Below are 20,471 nucleotides of genomic sequence, written 5' to 3'. Positions count from 1 at the left end.
AACGACGACATTTCACTAAAGCTGGAAACTTCGGTAAACCGGTCGCACAGAGGGCCTCCCGGACGGCGTTCGAACGGCGGGCGGGTGGTTCACGGTCGGCTCACGGGTGAGAGGAGCCGGCGCGGGGGCAGGGGCGGGGCATGACACACGCCATCCACCGGACGGCCCGCCCGGGCCGGATTCTGGTCGGTACGGCCTCCTGGACGGACAGGTCGCTGCTGGAGTCGGGCTGGTATCCCGAGGAGGCCTCGACCCCGGCCGCGCGACTGGCCTGGTACGCCTCGCGGTTCCCGATCGTGGAGGTCGACTCCACCTACTACCACCCGCCGTCACTGCGGACCGTGCAGGCCTGGCGGGACCGCACCCCGGCGGGCTTCGTCTTCAACGTCAAGGCGTTCTCCCTGCTCACCGGTCATCCGACCCGCCCCGAGGCGCTCTACAAGGACCTGCGGGACACGCTCGGCGAGGTACCGGAGCGCCTCTATCTGGACGGCGTCGGCCCGCGGATCGCCGAGGAGGTCTGGCGGCGCTTCCTCGGCGCGCTCACCCCGCTGCACGAGGCGGGCAAGCTGGGCGCCCTGCTGTTCCAGTTCCCGCCGTGGCTGCCCGCCGGGGAGCACGGCAGGCGGCGCGTCCTCGAATGCGCCCGCCGATGCGCGCCGATGCGGATCTGTGTCGAGTTCCGCAACCGGACCTGGATGGAGGGGGCCGGCCGCGCCGCGACCCTGGGCTTCCTCGCCGAGCACGACATCCCCTACGTGTGCGTCGACATGCCCCAGGGACACCCCTCCTCGATCCCTCCGGTGACGGCCGTGACCTCCGACCTCGCCGTGGTCCGCCTGCACGGCCACTCGTCGCGGTGGGTGGGCGGGAACGTCGAGGAGCGTTTCTCCTACCGGTACACCGAGACCGAGCTCAGGCGGTGGGCCTCCCGGATCCTCGCGCTCTCCCGGAGCGCGGAGACGACCCACGTGCTCACCAACGTCTGCTGCGGTGACACCTCGCAGCGCACCGCCGCCCGGCTGGCCGCCCTGATCGAGGAGTCACGACAGGCCGGGGACGCCGCGCCCTCCTTCCGCGCCGGGGTCCTCACCCACCCCGCCGCGCGCCGCCCCCGCTGAGGGGTACGGCCCCGTTCCCGTGATCCGTCACCTGGCCCCGCGTCTGGGCGCCGTCATCGCCGCCCTGCGCTCGTCGGGACTCGTCCCACCCCACACCCCGTACATCTGGTGGGTGTTCAGGGCGTACTCCAGGCAGCGGTGCTGCACCGGGCAGCGGCGGCACACGGCCTTGGCCTGCTCGTACTGCTCCCGCCCCGGCCCCTCCGTGGAGACGGGGAAGAAGAGTTCGGGGTCCTCGGTGAGACAGAGAGAACGGCGCGACCAGTGGATGATGGGGATGACGTTGCCCTGAAGAGACATAGGCGATCCAATGACGGTGAGGAAGCTCGACGGTTGGCGGCTCGGCTTCTGGATCGCGTGCCCGCAGGAAGTACATTCATACCTTTTCGGGGGAAAAATCGGGGCGTCTTGACCTCGGATTTCCCTGAGAAGCCGCCCGTCAGGGGCACGATCTCCAAACCTCCGCACTCCTTCCCGCCCGCCGATGACGGCCGCGGGAGGCCGGCGGCCCTCCCGGGCCGTCCGCCGAACGCCCTCAGGGCACCCGTCGGCCCGGCCGTACGACCACGACACGGCCACGACATGGATATGGCACAGGTCACGTTCCACCCGTCTCCCAGCCGGAGCGGGCCACGATCTCCGGCCTCGCACGGCGTACGGGACGCCGCCTGACGCGATCGACGTGGTCGATCTCGTCGGAAGTGTCGGGAAATATCCGTGCACCAATTCCCGCAAAGAGCTCGTTTGTCGCGCTTTTACGACATGTCAGTACCAGATACACCGGAGACAGAAAAAAGCGCCATCGATGACATATCGCTGTCGTCCCCAAAGGGCCAAAACGATCATATTCTATTTTTTGAGATAAACCCTCAGTACTTTACTTTCCAGTTGCTCGACAACGTTGAAATCCAGACCCTCGATGCACAATCATTGTCCCTGGCGATCCGCAGGGAGCCGAAAGGCACTCACGCTGATTCGCCCAGAATTTCCCATTAGTCTCCATGGAGGAATACCATGATCCGTCGCGTTATCGTCGGCGCGGCCGTCGCAAGCGCCCTGGCTGTCGCCGCCATGACGCAGGCCACCGCGGCCTCCGCTGCTACCGACCCCTTCCCGTCGCCCTACCACGTGCCGCCGTTCCACGTCGGCCACGACCAGGACGTCGACGTCACCAGCAGCGAGACCACCTGCTCCACCAACAACCAGGGTCTCGGCCTGCTCCTGGGCCTCGGCCTCGGCCTGAACCTGTGCGACGTCAACATCCCCATCCTCAGCCCTAGCAGCAACAACAACTAGGCGCCTGTGACGGCCGCTCATGTGCACAGCGGGCACCGTCATAGAGGCACGAGGATTCTCACGTAGCACCAACCCCTGACGCGAAGAGTGACTGGCCAGCGCTTTTCTCGTCAGGGGTTTTTCATGCCCCAAGCACGACAAACCGGGCGCGGCACGCCTTTTCATGTCACTTCTCAAACTTGAGACTTGACGGGCATGCCACACCAAAAGGCGATAGCCCAGCTTTCCTCGCAATTCCCGGCAAGCTCGTAAATCACCGATGAGCCCTGCCCTTTCCCTACAGCAGCGGCCCGGGAAAGACCTCCACCGATGCGGGGCGGGCCCCTGCGGGCGCGGTCTGTATGGTCATGGCCATGACCCTGCGCGTGGTGATCGCCGACGACGAGGACCTGACCCGCACGGGGCTGCGGATCATCATCGACTCCGAACCCGGGCTCACCGTGGTCGGCGAGGCGGCCGACGGCGCCGGGGCCCTGACCGCCGCACGCGAACTGCGCCCCGACGTGGTGCTCATGGACGTGCGGATGCCCGCGGTGGACGGCGTCCAGGCCATCCGGCACCTGCTCTCCCTGCCCGAACCCCCCAAGATCATCGTGATCACCACCTTCGGCAACGACGACCTCGTCTACGAGGCGCTGCGAGCCGGGGTGAGCGGCTTCCTGCTCAGACGGACCCGCCCCGACGAACTCGTCCAGGCGATCAGGACCGTGGCCGCCGGAGACCGCCTGCTCTTCCCCTCCGCCGTACGCACCCTCGCCGCCCTGCACGGCGACGGCAGGACCGTCCCCGGCATCGGCAGGCTCACCGAACGCGAGGCGGACGTACTGCGCCTGATGGCACACGGCCTGTCGAACGGTGAGATCGCCGTGGAACTGGCCGTCGGCACGGACGTGATCAGCACGCACGTGAGCGACGTGCTGTCCAAACTCGACGCCCGGGAACGCCCCCAGGCCGTAATCGCCGCCTACGAGTCGGGCTTCGTCTCCCCCAGGTGACACCGCGGGCTCCGTGAGCCACCCGGCGGGACTCCTCAGATGGGGGAACCGTCGTCCTCGTCGCCCTCCCCCGGCCCCGGCCTGCCACCACCGCTCTCCGAAGGGGACGGCGAGGGGGTCGGCTGCCCCGGCTCGGTCGTCGCGGGAACCGGCGGCGGAGTCGGCACGAACGTCGTCTGCGGGCGCGGCCTCGGCGGCGGCGCCCCCTCCTCCTGCCTGCGCAGCAGCACCAGCAGCATCACGGCCAGCAGCACCAGCAGCACGGCGAGCGTGGCCGTTGCGAAAAGCACGGAACGACGCGTCTCGACGGGCGGCGGCGCTCCGACCGGCGGCGCGGGCAGCGCGGGCGAGCGATCGCTCACCCAGTGCGGCGCGAAGTCGGGGCCGTGCCGCTCGCCGATCAGTGTGCCGCGCACCAGCACCGGTTCGAGGAAGCGCTCCGCCCCCGCCCTGCCCGGTTCGTACGGCGTCGCCACCCACGGCGCGTCTCCGCCGTCCATCGCCAGAACCTGGGGCATCGTGTCCGCGACCGCCGTACGGCCGCGGGCCGCCCTGACCATCCAGCCCCGCATCCCCGAACGGCTCGCCGCCGCCTCGCGGATGCCGGTGACGAAGCGGTCGCGGGCCGCGGGGTCGTGCGCGGCGCCCCTGGTGAGCACCGCGACCGAGACCTGCCTGCCGTCGGAGCCCTGCCCGAGGTAGACCAGCCCGGCGGGACCGACCCCCAGCCGCGCCCGCAGCACGAAGGGCCCCAGGTGGGGCGGGTCACCGTGCTGAAGCGGACTGGCCACGCCTGCCATGAAAGCACACGGCGCGGACGTCCCTTCGTCCACACGGGCACCGCGTTGTGGGTAGGAACGGGAAATGGGCACCCGACCAGCCGTGCGACCCGGCACTTCATTTGGTGGAATGTCAACATGACCGTCGCGGAAGAACTGCCGAGCGAGACCGACGCCGGACTGCTGCGCGAGGCCCTGGCCGAGGTCCGGCGGGTCATCGTGGGCCAGGAGCACATGGTCGAACGCCTGCTCGTCGCCCTGCTCGCCCGTGGCCACTGCCTGCTGGAGGGCGTGCCCGGGGTGGCCAAGACGCTGGCGGCCTCGACGCTGGCCACCGTCGTCGGCGGTGACTTCGCCCGCATCCAGTTCACCCCCGACCTGGTGCCCAGCGACATCGTGGGAACCCGGGTCTACCATCCCTCCCGCGAGGAGTTCGACATCGAGCTCGGGCCCGTGTTCGTCAACTTCCTGCTGGCCGACGAGATCAACCGCGCCCCGGCCAAGGTGCAGTCGGCGCTGCTTGAGGTCATGGCCGAGCGCCAGGTGACGCTCGCGGGACGCACCCACCGGCTGCCGAGGCCGTTCATCGTGCTGGCCACCCAGAACCCGATCGAGTCCGAGGGCGTCTACCCGCTGCCCGAGGTCCAGCGCGACCGTTTCCTGTTCAGGATCCGGGTCGCCCACCCCAGCGCCCACGAGGAGCTGGAGATCCTGCACCGGATGAGCGTGACCCCGCCTGAGCCGAGGACCGTGCTCGACCCGGCCCGGCTGATCGCGCTGCAGGCCGCCGCGGAACAGGTGTCGGTGCACCACCTGGTCGCCGACTACGTGGTCCGGCTGGTGATGGCCACCCGCTCCCCCGCCGAGTACGGCCTGGCGGAGCTGGCCGACGACATCGAGATCGGGGTCAGCCCCCGCGCCACTCTCGGCCTGGTCGCCGCAGGCCGTGGCCTGGCCCTGCTGCGGGGCCGTGACTACCTGCTGCCCGACGACGTCCGCGACGTGGCCGCCGACGTGATGTCCCACCGCCTGATGCTCACCTTCGACGCCCTCGCCGACGGGGTGAACCCCGAGGACGTGGTCGGGCGGGTGCTGGCGGCCGTGCCCCCGCCCCTGGTCGTGTGGAACCAGGACTCACGGTGACGGGCGTCACCGGCGCCTCGGAGCGGGCGCTGCGGCGGCTCGAACTGACCATCGTCAGACGCCTGGACGGCCTGCTGCACGGCTCCTACCAGGGGTTGCTGCCCGGCCCCGGCGGCGAGTTCGGCGACAGCAGGGTCTACGTCCCCGGTGAGGACGACATCCGCAGGATGGACTGGGCGGTGACCGCCCGCACGACCGTCCCGCACGTGCGCGACCTGATCGCCGACCGGGAGCTGGAGACCTGGGCGCTGGCCGACCTGTCGCCCAGCATGGACTTCGGCACGGACACGATGGAGAAGAGGGACCTGGTGGTCGCCACGGTCGGTGCGATCGGCTTCCTGACGAGCCGGATCGGCAACCGGTTCGGCGCCTACGTCCTGCACGACGAGTACGTCCACCGGATGCCCGCCAGAGGCGGCAGGCCCGCCCTGTACGGCCTGCTGAACTCCCTGGCCCAGGCGCCCAGGGGCCGTCCCGTCGCGGACGCCCCCGACCTGGCCGAGGCGATCGAGGTGCTGGCCTCGGCGCGGCGGCGGCGCGGCCTGCGGGTGGTGGTCTCCGACTTCCTCGACGCCGCCCCGGTCCTCGATCCCGGCGCCGAGCCGCCCTGGGAACGGCCGATCCGCCGCCTGGCCGCCCGGCACCAGGTGCTGGCCGTCGAGGTGATCGACCCGCGTGAACTCGAACTGCCGCCGGTCGGCCTGGTCACCCTGACCGATCCGGAGACGGGCCACGCCCGCAGGATCCGCCTGACCGGCAGGGTCCGCGCGGCCTACGCGCGGGCCGCCGCCGCCCAGCGGGAGGCCACCGCGGTGGCGCTGCGGCGCTGCGGGGTCTCGCACCTGGTGCTGCGCACCGACCGCGACTGGGTGGCGGACATCGCCCGCTTCGTCCTGCGGCAGCGGCGCACGGCCCACCTGGCGCACCGGTCCATCGTCCCCGGAGCGGCCAGATGACCTTCCTCTCACCGGCGTGGCTGTGGCTGTTCGCGGTGCTCGCGCTGCTCGTCGCGGGCTATGTGGTCGCCCAGTTCGCCCGGCGGCGCTACGCGGTGCGCTTCACCAACCTGCCGCTGCTGACGCTGGTCGCCCCCTCCGGGCCCGACTGGCGCAGGCACCTGGCTCCGCTGCTGTTCCTGCTGATGATGGGCCTGCTGGTCGTCGGCGCCGCCCGGCCCGCGGACTCCGTACGGGTTCCGCGCGACCGCGCCACGATCATCATCGCGATGGACGTCTCGCTGTCGATGGAGGCCGCCGACGTCCCGCCGAGCAGGCTGAGCGCCGCCAAGGAGGCGGCCCAGCGGTTCGTCAGGGACCTGCCCGAGCGCTTCAACGTCGGCGTCGTCGCCTTCGCCCGTTCGGCCTCGGTCGTGGTCTCCCCCACCACCGACCACCAGGCCGTCGTCACCTCCATCGGCAATCTCACCACCAGGGCCGGCACCGCCATCGGCGAGGCGGTCTTCAGCTCGATCGACTCCCTGCGCTCCTTCGACCAGCAGGCCGTCACCGACCCGCCGCCCGCGGCGATCGTGCTGCTGTCCGACGGCGACAACACCTCGGGCCGCTCGGTCGGCGACGCCATCGACGCCGCGATGAACGCGCGCGTGCCGGTCTCGACCATCGCCTACGGCACCCAGGAGGGCACCGTCTCGATCGACGGCCGCGATGTGAACGTGCCGGTCAACAAGACCACCCTGCAGTCCCTGTCCGAGGGCACCTCGGGACGGGCCTACGAGGCGGAGTCGGGCAGCCAGCTGCGGGAGGTGTACGAGCAGATCGGCACCTCGCTGGGCTACCGCACGGTCAACCAGGAGGTCAGCCAGTGGTTCGTGGTCGCGGCGATCGTGACCGGGCTGCTGGTGGCCGTGACGGCGGGGCTGCTGGGATCACGGCTGCCCTGACCGGGTCTCCACCGTTGGTAACGTTCTACGACGTGGCCCACTACTTCGAGGAGCGTCCCCAGACCGCCAGCCGCCCGGGCTCGGTCACGCTCGTGCTCCCCGACCTGCACCTGAGACTTGAGACCGACAGCGGGGTCTTCTCCCCCGAGCGGGTCGACCAGGGGACCCGCATCCTGCTGGAGAGTGTGCCCGCCCCGCCCGCGACGGGCGACCTGCTCGACCTGGGCTGCGGTTACGGGCCGATCGCGCTGACGATGGCCTCACGCGCCCCTGAGGCGACCGTGTGGGCCGTGGACGTCAACCGCAGATCTGTTGAGCTCTGCGCGAGGAACGCCCGGACCGCCGCCCTTGACAAAGTAAGGTCGGTGCACGTCGACGAGGTCCCCTCCGAGGTGCGCTTCTCCGCCATCTGGTCCAACCCGGCGATCCGCATCGGCAAGGCCGCGCTGCACGAGATGCTGGCCCGCTGGCTGTCCCGGCTGACCCCGGACGGCCAGGCCCATCTGGTCGTCCAGAAGCACCTGGGCTCCGACTCCCTGCAGCGCTGGCTGAACGATCAGGGCTGGCCCGCCGAGCGCGCCGCCTCCCGCTCCTCCTACCGGATCCTCCGGGTCGGCGCCCGCCCCGCGGACCAGGAGCGGTGAGCGGGCCGATGGGCGAGACGAAGAACGACAACGGACGAGGAACGGTGAGCGACCGATGACCGCCAACCCGCGCAGGCAGCTGCGGCCGACCGACGTCAAGCGGCTCAACCGCACCTGGCGCAGGAACACCGGGGGACGCCTGGCCCTGATCGTCGAGTCGGTGACCGGCCCGTTCAACATCGGCTCCATCTTCCGTACGGCCGCCGCGTTCGGTGTGGACCGGATCTGGCTGGCGGGCAACGCCACCCCCCCGACCAACCCGAAGGCGCAGAAGACCGCCCTCGGCACCGACCGCCTGGTCGCCTGGGAGGAGCCGGTCCCCTCGGCGGAGGCGGTGCGGGCGGCCAGGGCCGAGGGGTTCACGGTGGTCGCGATCGAGCTGACCGGCGACGCCGTACCGCTGCACGAGGCCAAGCTGGACGGTGACGTGTGCCTGGTGGTCGGCGGGGAGGACCACGGCTGCTCCCCCGCGCTGCTTGAGGCCGCCGACGCCGTCTGCTACATCCCGCAGGTCGGCCGGGTCGGCTCGCTCAACGTGGCGGTCGCGACCGCCATCGCGGTCGCCGAGGCGCGCCGCAGGGAGTGGGCCGGGCTCCCGGCCGGGGGCGGGGTGACCGGAGGGCAGTGAGCGGCCCGCCGGAGGCGGGTGGTTCCCGAACGTTCAGCTTCCGGCGATGACGGGCCGTGCCCGTAACGGGCATACTCCTGCACGTGCAGCCCCGTTACGCCTTCCTCGACCATCCCGGCCCGCTCGCCTTCGCCCACCGGGGCGGGGCGGCCGAGGGCCGGGAGAACACCCACGCCGCGTTCGCCCGCGCCGTCGAGCTCGGATACACCTACCTGGAGACCGACGCGCACGCCACCTCGGACGGGGTGCTGCTGGCCTTCCACGACCACACCCTGGACCGGGTGACCGACCGGCGGGGCCGCATCGCCGAGTTGCCGTACCGGCTGGTGCGTCAGGCGCGGATCGACGGCGTCGACGAGATCCCGCTCATGGACGACCTGCTGGGCTCCTGGCCCGAGGCGCGCTTCAACATCGACGTCAAGGAGGCCTCGGCCATCGCCCCGCTGGCCGAGGCGATCAGGCGGACCGGCGCCTACGACAGGGTCTGCCTGACGTCCTTCTCCGACGAGCGGCTCGCCCGCGCCCGCGCCGCCGTCGGCAGGCCGGTCTGCTCCTCCCTGGGGCCGCGCGGGGTCGCGGCCCTGCGCGCCGCGGCCACCACCTCGGGCTACGGCCGCCTGCTGGCCCGGCTGGCCCGCGCGGGCGTGCCGTGCGCGCAGGTCCCGCTGGGCTTTCGCGGGCTGCGCGTCACCACGCCCGCGCTGGTGCGCACCGCGCACGCCCTCGGCATGCAGATCCACGTGTGGACCGTCAACGACCCCCGGGAGATGGAGCGCCTGCTCGACCTTGGGGTGGACGGTGTGATGACCGACAACATCTCCGGTCTGCGCGAGGTGCTCCAGGCCCGAGGGCAGTGGCACCCCGGCGCCGCCTGACCCCTCTCTCCGTGAGCGCACGACCCCCCGTCCCCCCGTGAGCAAAGGACGCCCATGACCGCAGGACAGGCCGTCGAGGAATCCCCCCTCGCCCGCCGCAGGCAGCAGCGCGGCTGGTACTTCTACGACTGGGCGAACTCCGCCTTCAACTCCACCGTGCTGACCGTCTTCCTCGGCCCCTATCTGACGACGATCGCCGAGAACGCCGCCGGGGGCAGGCCGTACGTGCCGGTGCTCTGGTTCGACGTACGGCCCAGCGCCTACTACTCCTTCGTGGTCGGGGCGGCGGCCGTCCTGCAGATCATCCTGATGCCCGTGGCCGGGGCCCTGGCCGACCACACCGGGCGCAAGAAGGAGCTCATGGGGTTGTTCGCCTACGTCGGCGCCGGGGCCACGGTCGGCATGTGGTTCGTCTCCGACGGGAGATACCTGCTGGGCGGGGTGCTGTTCATCGTGGCCAGCCTGGGGTTCTCGACGGCGTTCGTCGTCTACAACTCGTTCCTGCCGGAGATCTCGACCGCCGACGAACGCGACCGGGTCTCGGCGCGCGGCTGGGGCTTCGGCTACCTCGGCGGCGGCCTGCTGCTGGCCCTCAACCTGGCGCTCTTCCTGGGGCACGAGACCCTCGGCGTCTCCGAGACCGACGCCGTGCGCATCTGCCTGGCCTCGGCGGGCCTGTGGTGGGCGGGGTTCACGATCATCCCGATGCTGAGGCTGCGCAACCCGGGCTCGGCGGCCGGGGCGCACGGCACGGTCGTCACGGGCAGTTTCAGGCAGCTGGGCCGTACGCTCGCGGAGCTGCGCAGGTACCCGCTGACGCTGGCCTTCCTGGTGGCCTACCTGATCTACAACGACGGCGTGCAGACCGTCATCTCCTTCTCGGCCACCTACGCCGACAAGGAGCTGGGGCTGAGCCAGACCTCGCGGATCGCGGCGATCCTGATGGTGCAGTTCGTCGCCTTCGGCGGCGCCCTGCTGCTGGGCAGGCTGGCCTCCTCCTACGGGGCCAAGCGGGTCGTGATGAGCGCGCTGGTCGCCTGGATGGCCGTGGTCGGCGTGGCCTACTTCCTGCCGAGGGGCTCGGCGCTGCCGTTCTTCGCGCTGGCCTTCGCGATCGCGATCGTGATGGGCGGCACCCAGGCCCTGTCGCGTTCGTTGTTCTCCCATGTGATCCCGGCGGGCAAGGAGGCCGAGTACTACAGCCTCTACGAGATCAGCGACAAGGGTTCGACGTTTCTCGGTTCCTTCGCGCTGGGCGTGGCCCTGCAGCTGACCGACAGCTACCGGCTCGGCGTGCTGTCGTTGCTGGTGTTCTTCCTGGTCGGCCTGGTGGCGCTGGGAGCGATCAACCTGCCGAAGGCGATCAGAGCCGCGGGCAACAGGGTTCCCGAGCGCATCTGAGCGGCCCGAGAACGGCTCTCTCCGCAGACCGGGTCAAGAAGGCGCGATTGGATCACCCCGGGTGTGGGAATCCACACACGGTATCAAGCGTTGTACGCCGTGGGAGACGAACCCCTCACGACGGGGCCCTCAGGAGGCATTGAGACATGGGCGAGCGTGCGCTACGCGGTACCCGACTCGGGGCGACCAGCTACGAGAACGACCGCAACACCGATCTGGCCCCGCGCCAGGAGGTGTCCTACACCTGCCCGAAGGGCCATCGATTCGACGTTCCCCTCGCCGCCGAGGCGGAGATCCCGGCGACCTGGGAGTGCCGGATGTGCGGTGCGACGGCGCTACGGGTGGACGGAGAACTGCCGGAGACCAAGAAGGTAAAGCCCCCGCGGACCCACTGGGACATGCTACTTGAGCGCCGCACCATCGAGGATCTGGAGGAGGTCCTCAACGAGCGGCTGGCCATCCTGCGCGCACAGCGCCGCAAGAGCGCCTGACCCGGCCCGCGCCCTTCGCGTCCCCCCGGTTCCTCGGTCGAGGAGCCGGGGGTCGGCGTCTCCGCCCTTTTTTCTCACCTTCTCGTCTCACCTTCCGGTCCTTGCGCCCCGTGCTCGGCACCCCCTGCCTGCGCCGATACTGAAAACGTGCTGAGCAGTCAACGCCTGCGGGTGCTCCTTGAGGTCTTCAGGACCGGGAGCATAGCCGGGGCAGCGCGTGTCCTGCGGCTCTCGCCGTCCGCCGTGTCCCACCAGCTGTCGAAGCTGGAGGAGGAGGCGGGTGTCGGCCTGGTCGAGCGGGGCGCGCAGAGCCTGCGGCTGACCGGGGCAGGACGGCGGCTGGCGACCAGGGCCCAGGAGGTCCTGGACATCATCGAGGCGGCGGAGAAGGACCTGCTGGCCCAGGCCAGGGCCGACGCGGGCCAGCTGCGGATCGGGTTCTTCGCCTCCGCCGGATACCGGCTGCTGCCGCTGGCGCTGTCGACCTTCACCGCCCGTCATCCCGCCGTCGAGCTGGACCTGGTGCTCGGCCAGCCGCACGAGCTGCTGCCCGACCTGGAGCGCGGCGCCCTGGACGTGCTGGTGGTCTTCGAGCACGCCCTCGACCCGTGGAAGGCCCCGGAGGGGGTCGAGGTCACCCACCTGTTCGACGAGCCGCAGCTGCTCGTCGTACCGCTCGGCCACCCGGCCGGCCAGCGCCCGCGGGTACGGCTGGCGGACCTGGCCGATGAGCCGTGGATCACCACCTACGGCACCGACACCCCGGTCTCGGTCCTTGAGCGGGCCAGCGCCCTTGAGGGGTTCAACCCGACGATCCGCTGCCGCAGCGACCATTACGAGGTGACGCTGGGGCTGGTCAGGGCCGGGCTGGGGGTCGCCCTCGTGCCCAGTCTCGGCGCGCAGGGCGCCTCGGGCATCCAGATGTGCCGCCTGGACGGCCCGAGGCTCTACCGCAGGATCGGGGCGGCGGTCCGGCCGACGAACCCCAACCCGGCGCTGCGGTCCTTCATCGACTATCTGCGCGACGCCTCGGCCCAGATCCGCAACGCCCTGCGCTGAGCGCGGCTCAGGCGCCCGTGAAGACGCCGGGGACCCGGCCCCGCCAGGGCAGGGCCTCCTCCAGGTGGGAGGCCAGCCGCAGCAGCAGGTCCTCACGGCCGTACGGCGCGACCAGCTGCACGCCGATCGGCAGCCCGTCCCGGCTCCAGCCGAGCGGCAGGCTGACGGCCGGCAGCCCGGCGATGTTGAACACCACCGTGAAGGGGCCGTACTCGAAGAGGCTCTCGTGCCAGCTGGTCATGGTGTGGCCGGGGTCGTCGTAGCGCAGGGTTCCGTGCGGCGCGGGCAGCTGCCCCAGGGTGGGGGTGATGAGGAGGTCGTGCCCGGTGAAGAAGGCGCCGACGGAGCGGCTGATCCGGTTCTGCGCGGCGAGGGCGCCCATCAGGTCGAGGGCGCCGAGGTCTCCGGCGACGTCGAGGGCGTGCCTGGTGACCGCCTCGAACCGTTCGGGGTCAGGGGGCGTCCCAGGGGTCGTTCCCGGGGCCGCGGCCGAGGCGACGCAGGCGACGGCGACCGGCACGACGCCGCCGATCACGAGGTCCCAGTCGACCTCGGGGCTCGCCTCGGTGACGAGGTGGCCCATTCCCTCCAGGGTCCTGCCGGTCGCGACCGCCGCGGCGGCCACCTCGGGGTCGACCGAGGCGCCCGACCAGGCCGTGGTGGTGACGGCGATCCGCAGCCTGCCGGGGTCCGCGCCGATCTCCTCGGTGTAGCGCCTGGCCGGGGGCGGCGCGGTGTACTTGTCGCCCGCGGCGGGGCCGTGGACGGCGTCGAGCAGGGCGGCGGCGTCCCTGACGGTGCGGGTCAGCCCGAAGTCGCAGGACATCCCGAACGTCACCTCGGCGGCGTCGGGGCCGCTGGAGACACGGCCCCGGCTGGGCTTGAGCCCGACCAGGCCGCAGCAGGAGGCGGGGACGCGGATGGAGCCCGCGCCGTCCGTGCCGTGCGCGAGGGGCACGGCGCCCGCGGCGACCAGGGCGGCGGCGCCGCCGCTCGATCCGCCGACGCCGCGTTCCAGGTCCCAGGGGTTGCGGGTCGGCCCGTGCTTGAGCGACTCGGTGGAGAAGCTGACCACCATCTCCGGCACGGTGGTCAGGCCCAGGGTGACCAGGCCCGCGGCCCGCAGCCGGGTCATCAGCTCGCTGTCGTGGCCGGGGACCGTCTCCAGGCCCCTGCTGCCCAGGAAGGACGGCACACCCCGCGCCATCGGCCCGCTGTCCTTGATCAGGAAGGGCACGCCCGCGAGCGGCCCGTCCGCCGCGTGGTCGAGCGCCGGGGAGAACGGCGGCAGGGCCAGGGCGTTGAGTTCGGCGTCGGCCGCCTCCAGCGCCCTTCTGGCGGCCTGTTCGACCTCGGCCGCCGTCACCTCGCCCGCCGCGATCAGGTCCCGCAGCCCGACGGCGTCGTGACGTGCGTACTCGTGGAGCTCCACTGGCGTTCCTCCCGTCGGCGGGCCCGTGTCATGTCGTCCCGCTCCTGCCTTCGAACAGTGTTAGCGCGTTCCAGCGATGGATTTCCACTGTTTACTGGGCTTTTCTGGCGAAGAGCGACAAATAGCCGGGGTTCCCTGCCCGTACGGCGGACGGAGGAGCCGCCCGCCGTACGGGGCCTCAGGAGTCCTGTCCGGTGAGCCCGGCCAGGGCTCCGACGCGCAGGCCCGCCTCGCGGACGCGCCGGACCAGGGCGTGCTCGCTCCCGGCGGGGCCGTTGGCCAGCACGGCGTAGCCGATCCTGCCGCCGGGGCCGATCATCACCCCGACGTCGGTCCGCACCCCGGTGTCGGTTCCGGTCTTGTTGGCCACCCACACCATCCCCCGGGGAGGCGCCTGGGGAACCTCACGGTCCTCGGCCTCGTGCGGCAGCAGGGCCGGGACCAGGCTCCGGTCGCCGTTGTGCGCCATCCAGCGCAGCATGAGCCGGGTCCACTCCGTGCGCCCGTCGAGCCCTGCCGCGAACGCGGCCAGCTCACCCGCCGTGCCGACGGCGAAGGTGGGCGGGTGCGAGGGCAGCCGGGGCTCGCGGATGCGGTCGAGGACACGGGTCCGGACGAAGCCCAGTTCGGCGGCGCCGCGCGCCACCTCCTCCAGGCCGACGCGGCGCAGCAGCGCGTTGGTCGCGGTGTTGTCGCTCACCGAGGCCACGAGCACGGCCAGGTCGGCGACCGTCCAGGAGGGGGCCGACAACAGGCCGAGCAGCCCCGAGCCGCCGCAGCGGTCCTCCTGGCGCAGTTCCACCGGTTCGGCGGGGTCGAGCTCCCCCGAGACGATCCGCCGGGCGGTCACGGCCAGCAGCAGCAGTTTGCCCGCGCTGGCGAGGACCATCTCGGTGTCCTCCCGGAGGGCGAGCAGCCCGGGCACCGAGACCGCGAGGGTGCCCGGTCCCTCCTGGTCCACCACCTCGGCGCTCATGCGGCCAGCACCCTTCCCGGCCTGGCGCCGGTCTCCGCGCCGTCGCGGACCACGGTCCGCCCGGCGACGACCACCCGGTGCACCCCGGCCGGCGGCAGGAGCGGGTCGGTGAAGGTCGCGTGGTCGGCGATCGTGGCGGGGTCGAAGACGACCAGGTCGGCGTGGGCGCCGTCGGCGATCACACCGCGCCCCCGCAGGCCGAACCTGGCCGCGGCCATGCCGGTCATCTTGTGCACGGCCGTCTCCAGGCTGAGCAGCCCCAGGTCCCTGGCGTAGTGGCCGAGCACCCGGGGGAAGGTCCCGGCCCAGCGGGGGTGGGGACGTCCGCCCGGCTTGGGCACGCCGTCTGAGCCGATCATCGAGTACGGCGCCGCGAGCACCCGCCGTACGTCCTCCTCGACCATGGAGTGGCTGATGATCGTGACCTCGCCCTGCTCGGCGACGAGCAGGGCGGCGGCCACGTCGAGGGGGTCCTGGCCGCGGGTGACGGCCAGCTCGGCGATCGTGAGCCCCTCCGTTTCGGAGTGGCGCGGCGCACAGGCGATCGAGATGCGATCCCAACCTCCGTTGCCGACGGTGTTCTCCCATCCGGGGACACCTTCGGCGATGGCAAGGCGCATCAGGTCGCGCTGGCCGGGGTCGGCCAGGCGTGCCGTCAGCGCGGAGATCCCGCCCTCGGAAGCCCATGGCGGAAGCATCGCGCCCAGCGCCGTACTCCCCGCAGTATAGGGATAGACGTCACATGTCACATCCATCCCGTCTGCACGAAGAGTGGAGATTCTGGGGAGAGTGCGCTCCGTACGGCCCCATGCGTACTTTCCCGCCGTCTTGTGGTGGGAGACGTGCAGCGGGGCGCCGCTCCTGGCGGCGATCTCGACGGCCTCCTCAAGCGCCTCCTCCACCCGGGACATCTCGTCACGCAGATGGGTGACGTACGGCTTGCCGTGCCGGGCCGCGACGGCCGCGAGCGCGACGACCTCGTCCGTGCCCGCGTAGGTGCCGGGGGTGTAGATCAGCCCGGTGGAGAGCCCTGCCGCCCCGGCGGTCAGCGCCCGGTCGAGCAGCAGGCACATGGCCTCAAGCTCCTCGGGGGTCGCCGCCCGGTCGACGGGGCCCATCACCCCGCTGCGCAGCGTGCCGTGCCCGACCAGGGAGGCCAGGTGGTTGGCCCTCGGCACGGCGGCGTGCGCGGCGCCGAACTCCGCGAACCCCTCGTACATGCCGACGTCACCGCCGAAGTAGACCCGGTTCTCCGCGCCCATGGCGGCCAGCCGTCCCGGCAGCGCGGGGAACAGGCTCGAACCGCAGTTGCCGGAGATCTCGGTGGTCACACCCTGCAGCACCGAGGCCATGACCATCTCGCGGCCGAGCTCGCCGTCGATCAGGGTGACGCCGTCGGAGTGGGTGTGCACGTCGATGAAGCCGGGGGCGACGGCCAGGCCGGTCACGTCGGCGACCTCGTCGGCGGTGGCCGGGGCTCCCGGGGGAAGCAGGGTGAGGCGTCCGCCGGCGACGCCGACGTCGGCCGGGCGCGCGGCGTCCGGGGAGTCCGTCCCGTCGATCACGAGGCCGCCGCGCAGCAGCAGGTCGAAGTGGTTCACAACACCTGCCCGAGGAAGGCGCGGAAGCGGTCGTTGGCCGGGTTGGCGAGCACCTGCCGGGGGTCGCCCTGCTCGACGATGACACCGCCGTCGATGAAGACCAGGTTGTCGCCGACCTCGCGGGCGAAGCCCATCTCGTGGGTCACCACCATCATCGTCATGCCGCTGGCCGCCAGGTCCCGCATGACCGCCAGGACCTCCTGGACCAGTTCGGGGTCCAGGGCGCTCGTCGGCTCGTCGAAGAGCATGAGCTTGGGGTCCATGGCCAGGCTGCGGGCGATCGCCACGCGCTGCTGCTGGCCGCCGGACAGCTGGGCCGGGTAGTGCGTGGCCCGCTCGGCGAGGCCGACCCGTTCGAGCAGTTCCATCGCCCGTCTTCTGGCGGCCTCTCTGGGGACGCCCTTGACGACGACCGGGCCCTCCATGACGTTCTCCAGCGCCGTGCGGTGCGGGAACAGGTGGAAGCGCTGGAAGACCATGCCGATGTCCTGCCGCTGGGCGCACAGCTGGGCGGGACGCAGGTGGTGCAGGCGTTCGTCCCGCTCGGTGTAGCCGATCAGGTCGCCGTCGACCCAGATGCGGCCCGAGTCGATGGTCTCCAGGCGGTTGACACAGCGCAGCAGCGTGGACTTGCCCGAGCCGGAGGGGCCGACGACGCAGACCACGCCGCCGACGGGCACGTCGAGGCTGATGCCCTTGAGCACCTCGACGGGGCCGAAGCACTTGCGCACCGAACGGATCCGCACCATGGGCCGCGTGGACGCGCTCCCGGTGACTGCCGCGGCCATCACACACTCCCCTTGCCGAAGGGCCGCAGGTTGCGGCGGACCCTGGTCTGCAGCGCGTGGTGGCCGCGCTCGAACCGCTTCTCGATGAAGTGCTGGCCGACGCTCGCGATGGTGGTGAGCACGATGTACCAGATGGAGGCCACGATGAGCATCGCGATGACCTCGAAGTTGCCCAGGTAGATGCGCTGGGAGACGGTCAGCAGCTCGGCTCCGGCGATGACCGAGACCATCGAGGTGGTCTTGAGCATCGAGATGAACTGGTTGCCGGTCGGCGGGATGATCACACGCATCGCCTGCGGGAGCACGACCCGGCGCAGCACCTGCCGGTGCGACATGCCGAGCGCCTCGGCGGCCTCACGCTGTCCCGGATCGACCGAGCGGATGCCCGCCCTGACGATCTCGGCCATGTAGGCGCCCTCGTTGATGGCCAGGCCGAGCAGCGCCGCGGTGAAGGGCGTGATCAGCTCGTTGGCCTGCCACTCGATCAGCTTGGGGCCGTCGAAGGGCACACCGATGCCGAAGGAGGGGAAGACCAGCCCGATGTTGAACCAGAAGATCAACTGGACCAGCAGCGGGGTGCCGCGGAAGAACCAGGTGTACAGCCCGGAGGCGGCCCGCAGGACGGGGCTGCCGGACAGCTGCATCACGGCGGCGAGAACGCCCAGCGCCAGGCCGATCACCATGGACAGCACGGTGAGCTGGATGGTGACCCACAGACCGCCGAGGATCCTGCCGTCGGTCAGGTACTCGACGATGACGTCCCAGTGCAGGTTCTCGTTGACGATGATCGTGTAGAGCAGCCAGACCATGGCGAAGACGGCGACCACCGCCGCGATCCACCTGCCGGGCCTGGGCGGGCGGATCGCGTCGATGGGCAGGTGCGGTTCGGGCGCCGTCCGCGCGCCGGTGGCCACCTCGGGGGCGCCTGTCACTTCCACGGCTTGGTGTTGACCATCGTCTCGGACACGGCGTTTGAGGTCACGCCGTACCTTTCGAGGACCTCCTTGTAGCCGCCGTCGGCCAGCAGCTCCTGCATGGCCTTGGCGACGGCGTCGCGCAGGCCCGCGTTGTTGCGGTCGATCGCGATGCCCCAGGGTCCGGCGTCGTACTGCTCGGGCAGCACGTCGTACTTGCCGGTCTCCTTGGCGTACATGGCGGCGACGGGCGAGTCGACGATGGTGGCGACCGCGCGGCCCGAGTCGATGCTCAGCAGGCCGGTCGGCGCGTCCTCGCTCTGCATGATCTGCATCTTCTTGGCGCACTTGTCGTTCTGCCGCTGCCCGATCGCGAGGTTCGAGCTGCCCTTGGCGAGCACGACGACGCGGCCGCACAGGTCCTCAAGGTTCTTGACGCCCTCGGGGTTGCCCTTCTTGACCATGACGGCCCCGCCCGCGTTGAAGTAGTCGACGAAGTCGACGGCCGCGCGGCGCTCCTCGGTGTCGCTCATGGAGGACATGACGATGTCCCAGCGCTTGGCCTGCAGGCCGGGGATCAGGCCGTCGAAGGCGGCGTTGGTCACCTTGATCTTCAGGTCCAGCTTGGCGGCGATCGCGGCGGCGAGGTCGGGGTCGACGCCGATGAGCTCCTGGGTGCCCTCCTTGTACATCTCCATCGGGGGGTAGCCCTCCGAGGTCGCCATGCGCAGCTCACCGGTCTTGCGCACGGCCTCGGGCACCAGGTCCTTGGCGGTCTTGCCCGCCGCGGCGGCCGCGCCCGTGTTCGCGTCCGTCTCCGACGCCGAGCGCCCGCAACCGCCCGCGAGCGCCGTGACGATCAGGGCGGCAGCAATGACGGAATAAGTCCTTTTTGTCATTTAAGCTCCTGTTTTGCGAATAGTTGAGCTTATGCTGCCGACGGCAGGTAACGGTCCCAATGCAGGTGAATGCTTGCGAGTCTGAGCATCGAAAACTTCGATGCTCAGACCGGACAAATGCCTTAAAGCCCTACCTTCGACCCCATGACCTTGGTGATCGAGAACGGCTGGCCGCGCACCACGACGTGGGCCGGTGAGGAACTCCACATCGGCGGGGTGGGCGTGCGGGAGCTCGCCGCCGAGTTCGGCACCCCCGCCTACGTCCTCGACGAGGAGGACTTCCTGGCCCGCTGCGCCGAGTGGCGCCGGGCGCTGCCCGACGGGGAGGTGCACTACGGCGGCAAGGCCTTCCTCTGCCCCGAGGTGGTGCGCTGGCTCGACACGGCCGGGCTCTGCCTCGACGTGTGCACCGGAGGCGAGCTCGCGGTGGCCGTGGCCGGCGGCATGGACCCGGCGCGGGTGGTCTTCCACGGCAACAACAAGTCCCCGGCCGAGCTGCTCCGCGCCGTCTCCTGGCGGGTCGGCTGCGTGGTCGTCGACTCCTTCGCCGAGATCGGGCGCCTGGCCGCCGTCGCCGCCGAGGCGGGGGTACGGCAGAGCGTCATGATCCGCGTCACCCCCGGGGTCGAGGCGCACACCCACGAGTTCATCGCCACCGGCGGCGACGACTCCAAGTTCGGCTTCTCACTGCGCGCCGGGCTCGCGGCCGAGGCCGTCCGCCGGGTCCTGGCCGAGCCGTCGCTCGAACTGACCGGGCTGCACTCCCACATCGGCTCGCAGATCACCGACCTGGCGGGGTTCACCCTGGCCTCGCGCCGGATGGCCGCCTTCCTGCGGACCATGGAGGACGAGAACGGCGTGACGATCCCCAAGCTCGACCTCGGGGGCGGCCTGGGCATCGTCCACCGGCCCGGCGACCCGCTCCCCCCGCGTCCCGCCGAGGTGATCGCCGCGGTGCGCGAGGCCGTACCGGCCCACGTGCGGCTGGCCGTCGAGCCCGGCCGCTCCATCGCCGGGCCGAGCGCCGTCGCGCTGTACGAGGTCGGCACGGTCAAGGAGATCCCCGGCGCCCGCACCTACGTCAGCGTGGACGGCGGGATGAGCGACAACCCCCGCCCCGCCATGTACGGCGCCGCCTACACCGCGGTCCTGGCCTCCCGCTCCTCCTCGGCCCCCGCCCGGGAGGTCACCGTGGTCGGCAAGCACTGCGAGAGCGGGGACGTCCTGGTCCGCGACCTGCCGCTGCCCGCCGACGTCCGGCCGGACGACCTGCTCGCCGTCCCCGCCTCCGGCGCCTACCAGCGCTCGATGGCCAGCAACTACAACCACGTGACGCGCCCGCCCGTGGTCGCGGTCCGCGACGGGTCCGCCCGGGTGATCGTGCGCAGGGAGACCGAGGAGGACCTCCTGCGGCTGTACGTCTGAGCCTCCCGGCCCTCACCGTGCTCTGGGTGCCCGTTACCGGCCGAATCCGGCCAGATACGGCGTCGGCACCGTAGCGTGCAGAAGGATTTCCCTGAAAGACCGCT

21 protein-coding genes are annotated in these 20,471 nt (G+C 71.2%); 13 read left to right on the top strand and 8 right to left on the bottom strand.

What is annotated here, in order from left to right:
- The first annotated feature begins 140 nt into the window (after positions 1-140).
- Positions 141-1,121, top strand: a complete 981-nt coding sequence (locus ACIBVQ_RS33925; protein WP_399182545.1) for a DUF72 domain-containing protein — start codon at positions 141-143, stop codon at positions 1,119-1,121.
- Between the two features lie 27 nt (positions 1,122-1,148).
- On the opposite strand, the gene ACIBVQ_RS33920 is transcribed toward ACIBVQ_RS33925, so the two are convergent.
- A complete protein-coding gene (locus ACIBVQ_RS33920) occupies positions 1,149-1,391 on the bottom strand; it encodes a WhiB family transcriptional regulator (protein WP_386196539.1) in 243 nt (80 codons plus the stop codon).
- A gap of 744 nt (positions 1,392-2,135) precedes the next feature.
- Here ACIBVQ_RS33920 and ACIBVQ_RS33915 point away from each other — a divergent pair.
- Together ACIBVQ_RS33915 and ACIBVQ_RS33910 are read left to right on the top strand one after the other, a co-directional pair.
- Positions 2,136-2,417, top strand: coding sequence for a hypothetical protein (locus tag ACIBVQ_RS33915; protein WP_352013283.1), 282 nt, complete (start codon positions 2,136-2,138; stop codon positions 2,415-2,417).
- Positions 2,418-2,770: 353 nt separating this feature from the next.
- Positions 2,771-3,412 carry a response regulator gene (locus ACIBVQ_RS33910; RefSeq protein ID WP_399182543.1) on the top strand — a complete coding sequence of 214 codons (642 nt, stop codon included), beginning with the start codon at positions 2,771-2,773 and terminating at the stop codon, positions 3,410-3,412.
- 35 nt (positions 3,413-3,447) lie between these two features.
- Here the strand turns inward: ACIBVQ_RS33910 and ACIBVQ_RS33905 are convergent, their stop codons facing one another.
- Complete coding sequence (locus tag ACIBVQ_RS33905) at positions 3,448-4,212, bottom strand: hypothetical protein (protein WP_352013281.1); 765 nt, start codon at positions 4,210-4,212, stop codon at positions 3,448-3,450.
- A 117-nt stretch (positions 4,213-4,329) separates the two neighbouring features.
- Here ACIBVQ_RS33905 and ACIBVQ_RS33900 point away from each other — a divergent pair, with 117 nt between their 5' ends.
- The 9 genes from ACIBVQ_RS33900 to ACIBVQ_RS33860 all read left to right on the top strand — a co-directional run bounded on the left by ACIBVQ_RS33900 (position 4,330) and on the right by ACIBVQ_RS33860 (position 12,332).
- Positions 4,330-5,334, top strand: coding sequence for an AAA family ATPase (locus ACIBVQ_RS33900; protein ID WP_399182541.1), 1,005 nt, complete (start codon positions 4,330-4,332; stop codon positions 5,332-5,334).
- A complete protein-coding gene (locus tag ACIBVQ_RS33895) occupies positions 5,331-6,290 on the top strand; it encodes a DUF58 domain-containing protein (protein ID WP_399182539.1) in 960 nt (319 codons plus the stop codon). The genes ACIBVQ_RS33900 and ACIBVQ_RS33895 overlap by 4 nt, the downstream gene beginning before the upstream one ends.
- Positions 6,287-7,234, top strand: coding sequence for a VWA domain-containing protein (locus tag ACIBVQ_RS33890; RefSeq protein ID WP_352013278.1), 948 nt, complete (start codon positions 6,287-6,289; stop codon positions 7,232-7,234). Before ACIBVQ_RS33895 ends, ACIBVQ_RS33890 begins: the two co-directional genes overlap by 4 nt.
- Positions 7,235-7,266: 32 nt before the next feature.
- Positions 7,267-7,878, top strand: a complete 612-nt coding sequence (locus ACIBVQ_RS33885) for a methyltransferase (protein ID WP_362783870.1) — start codon at positions 7,267-7,269, stop codon at positions 7,876-7,878.
- Positions 7,879-7,933: 55 nt separating this feature from the next.
- Positions 7,934-8,506: a TrmH family RNA methyltransferase gene (locus ACIBVQ_RS33880; protein WP_362911856.1), complete on the top strand. Its 573-nt coding sequence runs from the start codon at positions 7,934-7,936 to the stop codon at positions 8,504-8,506.
- Positions 8,507-8,589: 83 nt separating this feature from the next.
- Complete coding sequence (locus ACIBVQ_RS33875; protein WP_352013275.1) at positions 8,590-9,381, top strand: glycerophosphodiester phosphodiesterase; 792 nt, start codon at positions 8,590-8,592, stop codon at positions 9,379-9,381.
- A gap of 54 nt (positions 9,382-9,435) precedes the next feature.
- On the top strand, positions 9,436-10,782 hold the full coding sequence (locus ACIBVQ_RS33870; RefSeq protein WP_352013274.1) for an MFS transporter: 1,347 nt from the start codon (positions 9,436-9,438) through the stop codon (positions 10,780-10,782).
- A 146-nt stretch (positions 10,783-10,928) separates the two neighbouring features.
- Positions 10,929-11,273, top strand: a complete 345-nt coding sequence (locus tag ACIBVQ_RS33865; protein ID WP_352013273.1) for an RNA polymerase-binding protein RbpA — start codon at positions 10,929-10,931, stop codon at positions 11,271-11,273.
- A 147-nt stretch (positions 11,274-11,420) separates the two neighbouring features.
- Positions 11,421-12,332, top strand: a complete 912-nt coding sequence (locus ACIBVQ_RS33860; protein ID WP_362911854.1) for a LysR family transcriptional regulator — start codon at positions 11,421-11,423, stop codon at positions 12,330-12,332.
- 7 nt (positions 12,333-12,339) lie between these two features.
- On the opposite strand, the gene ACIBVQ_RS33855 is transcribed toward ACIBVQ_RS33860, so the two are convergent.
- The 6 genes from ACIBVQ_RS33855 to ACIBVQ_RS33830 all read right to left on the bottom strand — a co-directional run bounded on the left by ACIBVQ_RS33855 (position 12,340) and on the right by ACIBVQ_RS33830 (position 18,942).
- Positions 12,340-13,764: an amidase gene (locus tag ACIBVQ_RS33855; protein ID WP_399182535.1), complete on the bottom strand. Its 1,425-nt coding sequence runs from the start codon at positions 13,762-13,764 to the stop codon at positions 12,340-12,342.
- Positions 13,765-13,942: 178 nt separating this feature from the next.
- Positions 13,943-14,740: a serine hydrolase gene (locus tag ACIBVQ_RS33850; RefSeq protein WP_399182533.1), complete on the bottom strand. Its 798-nt coding sequence runs from the start codon at positions 14,738-14,740 to the stop codon at positions 13,943-13,945.
- Positions 14,737-16,341: a D-aminoacylase gene (locus tag ACIBVQ_RS33845; RefSeq protein WP_362783855.1), complete on the bottom strand. Its 1,605-nt coding sequence runs from the start codon at positions 16,339-16,341 to the stop codon at positions 14,737-14,739. Before ACIBVQ_RS33845 ends, ACIBVQ_RS33850 begins: the two co-directional genes overlap by 4 nt.
- A complete protein-coding gene (locus tag ACIBVQ_RS33840; RefSeq protein WP_352013268.1) occupies positions 16,338-17,129 on the bottom strand; it encodes an amino acid ABC transporter ATP-binding protein in 792 nt (263 codons plus the stop codon). The genes ACIBVQ_RS33845 and ACIBVQ_RS33840 overlap by 4 nt, the downstream gene beginning before the upstream one ends.
- On the bottom strand, positions 17,129-18,067 hold the full coding sequence (locus ACIBVQ_RS33835) for an amino acid ABC transporter permease (protein WP_362911850.1): 939 nt from the start codon (positions 18,065-18,067) through the stop codon (positions 17,129-17,131). Before ACIBVQ_RS33835 ends, ACIBVQ_RS33840 begins: the two co-directional genes overlap by 1 nt.
- Positions 18,058-18,942 (bottom strand): ABC transporter substrate-binding protein, encoded by an 885-nt coding sequence (locus ACIBVQ_RS33830; RefSeq protein ID WP_352013266.1) that lies wholly within the window; start codon positions 18,940-18,942, stop codon positions 18,058-18,060. The genes ACIBVQ_RS33835 and ACIBVQ_RS33830 overlap by 10 nt, the downstream gene beginning before the upstream one ends.
- A gap of 144 nt (positions 18,943-19,086) precedes the next feature.
- Between ACIBVQ_RS33830 and lysA the strand changes: the two genes are divergently transcribed.
- Positions 19,087-20,367, top strand: a complete 1,281-nt coding sequence (lysA, locus tag ACIBVQ_RS33825; protein WP_399182530.1) for a diaminopimelate decarboxylase — start codon at positions 19,087-19,089, stop codon at positions 20,365-20,367.
- Positions 20,368-20,471: the final 104 nt, after the last annotated feature.

The organism is Streptosporangium sp. NPDC049376 (assembly GCF_044466505.1).
Classification (GTDB): Bacteria; Actinomycetota; Actinomycetes; order Streptosporangiales; family Streptosporangiaceae; genus Streptosporangium.
This window is presented reverse-complemented; position numbering and strand designations above follow the sequence as displayed.

Bases quoted from the DNA above. Each gene is read 5' to 3' on its own strand.
- ACIBVQ_RS33925 (WP_399182545.1), top strand. From the start codon at position 141: ATGACACACGCCATCCACCGGACGGCCCGCCCGGGCCGGATTCTGGTC.
- ACIBVQ_RS33915 (WP_352013283.1), top strand. From the start codon at position 2,136: ATGATCCGTCGCGTTATCGTCGGCGCGGCCGTCGCAAGCGCCCTGGCT.
- ACIBVQ_RS33910 (WP_399182543.1), top strand. From the start codon at position 2,771: ATGACCCTGCGCGTGGTGATCGCCGACGACGAGGACCTGACCCGCACG.
- ACIBVQ_RS33905 (WP_352013281.1), bottom strand. From the start codon at position 4,212: ATGGCAGGCGTGGCCAGTCCGCTTCAGCACGGTGACCCGCCCCACCTG.
- ACIBVQ_RS33900 (WP_399182541.1), top strand. From the start codon at position 4,330: ATGACCGTCGCGGAAGAACTGCCGAGCGAGACCGACGCCGGACTGCTG.
- ACIBVQ_RS33890 (WP_352013278.1), top strand. From the start codon at position 6,287: ATGACCTTCCTCTCACCGGCGTGGCTGTGGCTGTTCGCGGTGCTCGCG.
- ACIBVQ_RS33880 (WP_362911856.1), top strand. From the start codon at position 7,934: ATGACCGCCAACCCGCGCAGGCAGCTGCGGCCGACCGACGTCAAGCGG.
- ACIBVQ_RS33870 (WP_352013274.1), top strand. From the start codon at position 9,436: ATGACCGCAGGACAGGCCGTCGAGGAATCCCCCCTCGCCCGCCGCAGG.
- ACIBVQ_RS33865 (WP_352013273.1), top strand. From the start codon at position 10,929: ATGGGCGAGCGTGCGCTACGCGGTACCCGACTCGGGGCGACCAGCTAC.
- ACIBVQ_RS33850 (WP_399182533.1), bottom strand. From the start codon at position 14,740: ATGAGCGCCGAGGTGGTGGACCAGGAGGGACCGGGCACCCTCGCGGTC.
- ACIBVQ_RS33840 (WP_352013268.1), bottom strand. From the start codon at position 17,129: ATGGCCGCGGCAGTCACCGGGAGCGCGTCCACGCGGCCCATGGTGCGG.
- ACIBVQ_RS33830 (WP_352013266.1), bottom strand. From the start codon at position 18,942: ATGACAAAAAGGACTTATTCCGTCATTGCTGCCGCCCTGATCGTCACG.
- lysA (WP_399182530.1), top strand. From the start codon at position 19,087: ATGACCTTGGTGATCGAGAACGGCTGGCCGCGCACCACGACGTGGGCC.